6 protein-coding genes are annotated in these 6,837 nt (G+C 74.0%); all 6 read left to right on the plus strand.

Annotation, left to right across the window (positions count from 1 at the left end; all coding sequences use genetic code 11):
• A partial coding sequence (infB, locus tag ACFWA9_RS37270; protein WP_380393672.1) for a translation initiation factor IF-2 occupies positions 1-2,469 on the plus strand: 2,469 nt, incomplete at its 5' end.
• Positions 2,470-2,620: 151 nt separating this feature from the next.
• Positions 2,621-2,917 carry a DUF503 domain-containing protein gene (locus ACFWA9_RS37275; RefSeq protein ID WP_329487712.1) on the plus strand — a complete coding sequence of 99 codons (297 nt, stop codon included), beginning with the start codon at positions 2,621-2,623 and terminating at the stop codon, positions 2,915-2,917.
• A 154-nt stretch (positions 2,918-3,071) separates the two neighbouring features.
• Complete coding sequence (gene rbfA / locus ACFWA9_RS37280; protein WP_329487711.1) at positions 3,072-3,512, plus strand: 30S ribosome-binding factor RbfA; 441 nt, start codon at positions 3,072-3,074, stop codon at positions 3,510-3,512.
• A 2-nt stretch (positions 3,513-3,514) separates the two neighbouring features.
• Positions 3,515-4,618: a DHH family phosphoesterase gene (locus ACFWA9_RS37285; RefSeq protein WP_352288008.1), complete on the plus strand. Its 1,104-nt coding sequence runs from the start codon at positions 3,515-3,517 to the stop codon at positions 4,616-4,618.
• A gap of 34 nt (positions 4,619-4,652) precedes the next feature.
• On the plus strand, positions 4,653-5,582 hold the full coding sequence (truB, locus tag ACFWA9_RS37290) for a tRNA pseudouridine(55) synthase TruB (RefSeq protein ID WP_329487709.1): 930 nt from the start codon (positions 4,653-4,655) through the stop codon (positions 5,580-5,582).
• 269 nt (positions 5,583-5,851) lie between these two features.
• The coding region (locus ACFWA9_RS37295) for a trypsin-like peptidase domain-containing protein (protein WP_380393676.1) at positions 5,852-6,837 on the plus strand (986 nt) is incomplete at its 3' end.

The raw sequence follows: 6,837 nt of genomic DNA on the forward strand, positions 1-6,837 counted from the left end.
CCGCGTCCCGGTGGCGACCGTCCGCGTCCCGCCGGTGCTCCGGGTGCCGGTGACCGTCCGCGTCCCGGTGGCGACCGTCCGCGTCCCGCCGGTGCTCCGGGTGCCGGTGACCGTCCGCGTCCCGGTGGCGACCGTCCGCGTCCCGCCGGTGCCCCCGGCGCCGGTGGCGCGCCGCGCCCCGGTGGCGCCCCGCGTCCCGACGGCATGCCCCGTCCGGCCGGTCCGCGTCCCGGTGGCCCGAGCCCGTCCGGCATGCCGCGTCCGAACCCCGGCATGATGCCGCAGCGTCCGGCTCCGGGCCCGCGTCCGGGCCCCGGCGGTCGTGGCCCCGGTGGCCCCGGCGGCCGTCCCGGTGGTCCGGGTGGCGCCGGTGGCGCCCGTCCGGGCTTCGCCGGTCGTCCGGCCGGTCCGGGCTCGCGCCCGACCGGTGGCTTCGGCGGCCCCCGTCCCGGTGGCGGTGCCCCCGGTGGCGGCGGCGGCTTCGGTCCGCGTCCCGGTGGCTTCGGCGGCCGTCCCGGCGGCCCGGGTGCCCGTGGTGGCACGCAGGGTGCCTTCGGCCGTGGCCCCGGTGGCCGTCCGGCCCGTGGTCGCAAGTCGAAGCGGGCGAAGCGCCAGGAGTACGAGGCCATGCAGGCCCCGTCCGTCGGCGGTGTGATGCTGCCCCGCGGCAACGGCCAGACCGTTCGCCTGTCCAGCGGCGCCTCGCTGATGGACTTCGCGGAGAAGATCAACGCCAACCCGGCCGCGCTCGTCTCCGTGATGTTCAACCTCGGTGAGATGGTCACCGCTACCCAGTCGGTCTCCGACGCGACCCTCGAGCTGCTGGCCGGCGAGATGGGTTTCATCCTGGAGATCGTCAGCCGCGACGACGAGGACCGCGAGCTGCTGGAGTCGTTCGACATCGACTTCGGTGCCAACGAGGGCGACGAGGACCAGCTGGCCCCGCGCCCGCCGGTCGTCACCGTCATGGGTCACGTCGACCACGGTAAGACCCGACTGCTGGACGCCATCCGCAAGTCGAACGTGGTGGCCGGCGAGGCGGGTGGCATCACCCAGCACATCGGCGCCTACCAGGTGGCCACGATCGTGAACGGCGAAGAGCGCCCGATCACCTTCCTGGACACCCCGGGTCACGAGGCGTTCTCCGCCATGCGTGCCCGTGGTGCCAAGTCCACCGACATCGCGATCCTGGTGGTCGCGGCCAACGACGGTGTCATGCCGCAGACGGTCGAGGCGCTGAACCACGCCAAGGCCGCGGGTGTGCCGATCGTGGTCGCGGTCAACAAGATCGACGTCGAGGGCGCCGACCCGACCAAGGTCCGCGGTCAGCTGACCGAGTTCGGTCTGGTGGCCGAGGAGTACGGCGGCGACACCATGTTCGTCGACATCTCCGCGCGCCAGGGCCTCAACATCGACCAGCTGCTGGAGGCCGTGGTCCTGACCGCGGACGCCTCGCTGGACCTGCGGGCCAACCCCGAGCAGGACGCGCAGGGTATCGCCATCGAGGCCCACCTCGACAAGGGCCGCGGCGCCATGGCGACCGTGCTCGTGCAGCGCGGTACCCTCCGCGTCGGCGACTCGATCGTGGTCGGCGACGCCTACGGCCGCGTCCGCGCGATGCTGGACGAGAACGGCAACAGCCTCGCCGAGGCCGGCCCGTCCCGCCCGGTGCTGCTCCTCGGTCTGACCTCGGTGCCCCGCGCCGGCGACAGCTTCATCGTCGTCGACGAGGACCGCACCGCGCGCCAGATCGCCGAGAAGCGCTCGGCCCGCGACCGCAACGCCGCCTTCGCGCAGCGCCGGGTCCGGGTGTCCCTGGAGGACCTCGACAAGGCCATCGCCGCGGGCGAGATCGAGCAGCTCAACCTCATCATCAAGGGTGACGTCTCCGGTTCGGTCGAGGCCCTCGAGGACGCCCTCGTCAAGCTGGACGTGGGCGAGGAGGTCGAGCTCCGCATCCTGCACCGCGGTGTGGGTGCGATCACCGAGTCCGACGTCAACCTGGCGATGGGTTCGGACGCCATCATCATCGGCTTCAACGTGCGCGCCGAAGGCCGTGCGCGCGCCGCGGCCGACAAGGAAGGCGTGGACGTCCGGTACTACTCGGTCATCTACCAGGCGATCGAGGAGATCGAGAACGCCCTCAAGGGCATGCTCAAGCCCGAGTACGAGGAGGTGCGCCTCGGCTCCGCGGAGATCCGCGAGGTGTTCCGTTCCTCCAAGTTCGGCAACATCGCGGGTGTCATCGTCCGCGAGGGCCTGCTGCGCCGCAACGCCAAGGCCCGCCTCATCCGCGACGGCAAGGTCGTGGCGGAGAGCCTCACCATCGAGGGTCTGCGTCGCTTCAAGGACGACGCGACCGAGGTCCGCGAGGGCTTCGAGGCCGGTGTGACCCTGGGGTCGTTCAACGACATCAAGGTCGAGGACATCGTCGAGACCTACGAGATGCGCGAGAAGCCGCGCGCGTAAGCGGGTGGTGTCCGGGGCCGGTCGACGGGTGGTATTCCCGTCGACCGGCCCCGGTCTCGCTGTGTAGGGTCCTGGGGTAGTCAGCGATGACGAGAAGCAGCCCGGTCCAGGGCTGCCCCCGAGGCCTCCAGGTCGGCGAGACCTGTCATACATGTTCGTGGGAACACTCACCTTCGACCTGCTGCTGGGCGACGTACATTCGCTCAAGGAGAAGCGTTCGATCGTGCGGCCCATCGTGGCCGAACTGCAGCGCAAGTACAGCGTGTGCGCTGCCGAGACCGGGAACCAGGATCTGCACCGCAGGGCCGAGATCGGCCTGGCGGTGGTGTCCGGCGAAGCCGGGTACGTCACCGAGATCCTGGACAGCTGTGAGCGGTTGGTCGCCGGCCGCCCCGAGGTAGAACTGCTCTCCGCCAGGAGGCGCTACCACAACGACGACGACGAATGAGGTCTGCGGAACGGACCGGCGCGAGTCGCCGTTCTCACACAGATCAGGACCGAGAGCGCCCACAAGGCTGGGCGCGGGCCGGTACTTTGGGGCGTGGGCCCCGACGGGCAGGCAGTACGCCCGAGTTACCCGGCCCATTGCACGAGGAGGCAACGTGACCGACACCGCTAGGGCGCGCAAGCTCGCAGACCGCATCCAGGTGGTCGTGGCCGAGACCCTGCAACGCCGGATCAAGGACCCGCGACTGGGCTATGTGACCATCACCGACACCCGGGTCACCGGCGATCTGCGCGAGGCCACCGTCTTCTACACCGTCTTCGGTGACGAAGCCGAGCGCGAGGCCTCGGCCGCCGCGCTGGAGAGCGCCAAGGGAGTGATCCGCTCCGAGGTCGGCAAGATCGGGGTGCGTTTCACCCCGACGCTGACCTTCGTCGCGGACGCGCTGCCGGAGAACGCCCGGAACATCGACGACCTGCTCGACCGGGCCCGGGCCATCGACGCCGCGGTGCGCACCACCGCGGCGGGCGCGAAGTACGCCGGTGACGCGGACCCCTACAAGGTCCCGGCGTCCGAGCGTGACGACGAGGACGAGTAGTCATGGCAGGTGAGCCGGCGTCGACCGGTTCGACGGCCGGAGCAGTCGCGGGGGCGTCCTCCACCACCACGGTGGAGGGTGCCCTCGCGGTGCTTCCGGGGCCGCGCGCCGAGGCGCCCGGCTTCGAGCTGGTCTGGCAGCAGGTGGTCGCGGAGATCGGGCGCGCCCGGTCGATCGACCTCATCTGCCACATCTGCCCGGACGGCGACGCGCTCGGCTCGGCCCTGGCGGCCGCGCTGGCCCTGCGCGGGCTGGGCCACGAGGTCCGGGTCTCCTTCGGGGACGACCCGCAGATCGTGCCCGAGTCGCTGGCGTTCCTGCCCGGCCAGGAGCTGATCGTGCCGGCCTCCGAGGTGCCCGCCGTCCCGGAGCTGGTGCTCTGCTTCGACGTGGCCGCCGAGAGCCGGCTGGGCCTGCTGCACGAGAAGGCCTTCGCCGCGCCGGTGCTGGTGGTCATCGACCACCACGCCTCCAACCCCGGCTTCGGCACCCACCAGCTGATCGACCCGAGCGCGCCGGCCACCGCCGTCCTGGTGGACGAGCTGCTGCGCCGGCTCGGCGTCGAGCTGGACCAGGCCCTGGCCACCTGCCTCTACACCGGTGTCGCCACCGACACCGGCTCGTTCAAGTACCGGGCCACCACGCCCGCCACCCACGAACTCGCCGGGCGGCTGCTGGCCACCGGCATCCGGCACGACCTGATCTCCCGGCAGCTGTGGGACACCTCGTCCTTCGGCTACCTCAAGGTGCTCGCGGCCGCGCTCGACCGGGCCGTCTACGAGCCGGACGCGGCCGGCGGCCTGGGCCTGGTGTGGACCTGGGTGCCCTACCAGGACCTGGCGCTGTTCAGCGTCACCGTCGAGGAGATCGAGGGCCTGATCGACATCCTGCGCCGCCCGGCCGAGGCCGAGGTCGCGCTGGTGCTCAAGCAGGACCCGGACGGCACGCTGCGGGGCTCCTCGCGCTCCAAGGGCGCGGTGGACGTCGCGGCGGCCTGCGCCGGGCTCGGCGGCGGCGGGCACACCTTCGCGGCCGGATTCTCCACCCGCGAGCCCGTGGCCGACGCGGTGGAGCGGTTCCGGGGCGCGCTGCGGCCCGTCAGCTGACCACTTCCAGAGAAGCCTCCAGAGAAAAGAACAGATGAAGCGCAAGGGAACCGGCCCGGACGGCCTGGTCATCGTCGACAAGCCGGAGGGCATCACCTCGCACGGGGTGGTCGCCAAACTGCGGTGGCTGGCCGGGACGCGGAAGGTCGGCCACGCCGGCACGCTGGACCCGATGGCCACCGGCGTGCTGGTCATCGGCATCGAGCGGGCCACCCGGCTGCTCGGCCACCTGATGCTCACCGCCAAGACCTACGAGGCGACCGTCCGGCTCGGCCAGACCACCGTCACCGACGACCGGGAGGGCGAGGTCACCGCGTCCGTGCCGGCCGACGGCGTGCGCCGGGAGGACATCGACGCCGGGATCGCCGCCCTCACCGGCGAGATCATGCAGGTGCCGTCCAAGGTCAGCGCGATCAAGATCGACGGCAAGCGCTCCTACGCGCGGGTGCGCGAGGGCGAGGACTTCGAGCTCGCGGCCCGGCCGACCACCATCCACTCCTTCACCGTCCACGAGCAGCGGGCCGCCGTCGCCGAGGACGGCACGCCGGTGATCGACCTCGACGTGACGGTGGAGTGCGCCTCCGGCACCTACATCCGGGCGCTGGCCCGCGACCTCGGCGCCGGCCTCGGCGTCGGCGGCCACCTCACCGCGCTGCGGCGCACCCGGGTGGGCCCCTACGGCGTGGAGTCGGCCCGGACCCTGGAGCAGCTGGAGGAGGCGGTGACCGGTGACGCCGGCGCTCCGCTGGAGGTGCTGCCGATCGGCGACGCCGCCGCGGCCGCCTTCCCGCGCTGGGACCTCGACGCCGAGCAGGCCAAGGTGCTGTCGCACGGCGCCCGGCTGAAGGCGCCCGGGATGGGCGTGGCCGGTCCGATCGCGGTCTACGGGCCGGACGGGCGGTTCCTCGCGCTGGTGGAGGAGCACGGCGGTCAGGCGAAGCCGGTGGCCGTCTTCGTCGGCTGACGCCGGGAGCTCCGGGCCGCGTGCCGGTCGAGCCCCCCGCCGCCCCCGTCCGGGGCGGCGGGGGGCTCTCGGCGTTCCGCGCGGGCACCTGGCGGAGCGGGGCCGGAGAGGTTCACCCGCACGGGGGAGCGCGCGAAGTGAACCCCGGTGGTGAGCGGCGCGGGTGCGGTCGGGCCCGCCCGGCACCGGGCAGGCTCCCGGGCGGCGAGCAGGTCGCCGCGACGCGTCCGCCTCCCGGGCCGCTCGGCCCTGCCGGGAGGGCTGCACGCATGCCGGGAGCACTGGACGGCGACGGGGTGGCGGACGATCCGGGGCGCTACCTGCTGCGGATCCGCGACCTCGACGGACGACTGCGCGGGCTGGGGTTCGTCGCGGACCCGCAGGGGACCGTCCTCACCGCGCACGAGAGCGTCGCGGACCTCGACCGGATCGTCCTGCACACCCCGGGCGGCCAGACCAGGGTGCTGGGCCCGGACAGCGTCCTGCCGCTGCCCGGGCACGGCCTGGCCCTGCTGCGGACCGACGGCGTCGGCGGGCTGCCGGTGCCCCCGCTGCCGATCGCGGCGCCGGGCGCGGTGGCCGCCGGGCGGGAGGTGCTGCTGCCCGCGTTCACCGGCGAGGGCGAGCGGACGGTCGCCCTGCGCAGCGGCGTGCTGGGCGTCACCGGCGCGGTCTACGCCCGGCCCGACCGCTTCCACCTGCTGGGCGGGGTGCTGCTGCTGGACGTGCCGGTCGTCACGGGCACCGGGCCGGTGCCCGCCGGGGCGCCGGTGCTGGATGCCCGCAGCGGCGCCGTGATCGGCGTCGCCGCTCCGGCGCTGCGGGCCCCGGAGCAGGGCGGCGCGCTGACCGCCGCCCCGGCGAACGGCAGCGGGTCGGGCGAGGGCGCGCCGGCGCTGGCCGAGGCGCTGGCGCGCAACGCCGCCGGTGTCCCCGCGTACGGATCGGCGCTGAACCTGGCGGGGGTGCTGCGGCTGGCCGCCGCCCAGGTGGCGGCCGCCGGGGCCGGTCCCGGCCGGGTGGCCGCCCTGGCCGCCGACCGGGTCGACCGCCCGGACGGCCTGGCCGGGGACGATCCGCGGGCGACGGTCACCGCGCTGGTCGGCGCCCCCGGCTCCGGCCGGACCACCGAGCTCGCGGCCCTCGCCGTCCGGCGCGGCGGCGAGGACCGGGCGCTTCCCACGCTCTGGCTGCGCGGCGCCGACCTGCGCGCCGAGGACGCCTCGCTCGCCGCGGCGGTGCGGCGGGCGCTGGC

The sequence above is a fragment of the Kitasatospora sp. NPDC059973 genome (assembly GCF_042737525.1).
Taxonomy (GTDB): Bacteria; Actinomycetota; Actinomycetes; order Streptomycetales; family Streptomycetaceae; genus Kitasatospora.